The sequence below is a fragment of the Vibrio sp. 10N.222.46.A1 genome (assembly GCF_041473595.1).
In the GTDB taxonomy this organism is placed as follows: Bacteria; Pseudomonadota; Gammaproteobacteria; order Enterobacterales; family Vibrionaceae; genus Vibrio; species Vibrio tasmaniensis_A.
Map to the genome: position 1 here is coordinate 1 of NZ_JBFRSN010001259.1, position 1,310 is coordinate 1,310.

Annotated in this window: 1 protein-coding gene and 1 pseudogene; both read left to right on the top strand. The window is 46.3% G+C overall.

Annotated elements, in window-relative coordinates:
* Window positions 1-653 (top strand): glutamine amidotransferase-related protein (locus AB4496_RS25750; RefSeq protein ID WP_372132697.1); only part of this gene is annotated, 653 nt, incomplete at its 5' end.
* 81 nt (window positions 654-734) lie between these two features.
* A pseudogene (gene eno, locus AB4496_RS25755) lies at window positions 735-1,310 on the top strand (phosphopyruvate hydratase); the annotation flags it as partial.

Consider the following 1,310-nt stretch of genomic DNA (forward strand, 5'->3'; position numbering starts at 1 on the left):
CACAAGACGTTGAGTCTCGTGGCGTAGAAGTTTTAGAAGGCCTAGATGCAATCCTAGTTCCTGGTGGTTTTGGTGATCGTGGTGTTGAAGGCAAGATTCTTGCTGCTCAATACGCTCGTGAAAACAAAGTACCTTACTTAGGTATCTGTCTAGGTATGCAAGTAGCACTTATCGAGTACGCTCGTAACGTTGCGAAAATGGAAGGGGCACACTCTTCTGAATTCTGTACTGATACTAAGTACCCAGTTGTTGGTCTTATCACTGAGTGGACTGATGGCGAAGGTAAAGTTGAAGAGCGTACAGAAACATCTGACCTTGGCGGCACAATGCGTCTTGGTTCACAGCTTTGTCACCTAGCGAAAGGGACAAAAGCTTACGAATTATACGGTAGCGCGACGATCCATGAACGTCATCGTCACCGTTACGAAGTGAACAACAATCTTCGTCCACAAATTGAAAAGGCGGGCCTAAAAGTATCGGGTCTATCTGCGGACAAGAAACTGGTTGAAGTTATCGAGAACCCGAACCATCCATGGTTCGTTGCTGCTCAATTCCACCCAGAGTTCACTTCAACACCTCGCGATGGTCACCCATTGTTTGCAGGTTTCGTTAAAGCAGCTGGCGAGTTCCAGCGCGGCGAATTAGAGAAGTAAAAAGGAATACAGGTAGCTGCGTAAGTTGTGCTGCTACCTTTAAATTTGACATTTATATATTCAACGAGAAGGAAACATTCAATGTCTAAGATCGTTAAAGTTCTAGGTCGTGAAATCATCGATTCACGTGGTAACCCAACTGTAGAAGCTGAAGTACACCTAGAAGGCGGTTTCGTAGGTATGGCTGCTGCTCCATCTGGCGCATCTACTGGTTCACGCGAAGCTCTTGAGCTACGTGACGGCGACAAATCACGTTTCCTAGGTAAAGGTGTTCTTAAAGCTATTGAAGCTGTAAACGGCCCAATCGCTGAAGCTCTAGTAGGTTCTGACGCTAAAGCACAAGCTGACGTTGACCAAATCATGCTTGACCTAGACGGTACTGAAAACAAGTCTAAGTTCGGTGCGAACGCTATCCTAGCTGTATCTCTAGCTAACGCAAAAGCTGCTGCTGCTGCGAAAGGCATGCCTCTTTACGAGCACATTGCTGAGCTAAACGGTACTGCTGGTCAATTCTCTATGCCTCTACCAATGATGAACATCATCAACGGTGGTGAGCACGCAGATAACAACGTTGACATCCAAGAGTTCATGATCCAACCAGTTGGCGCTAAGACTCTTAAAGAAGGTCTACGTATCGGCGCTGAAGTATTCCACAAC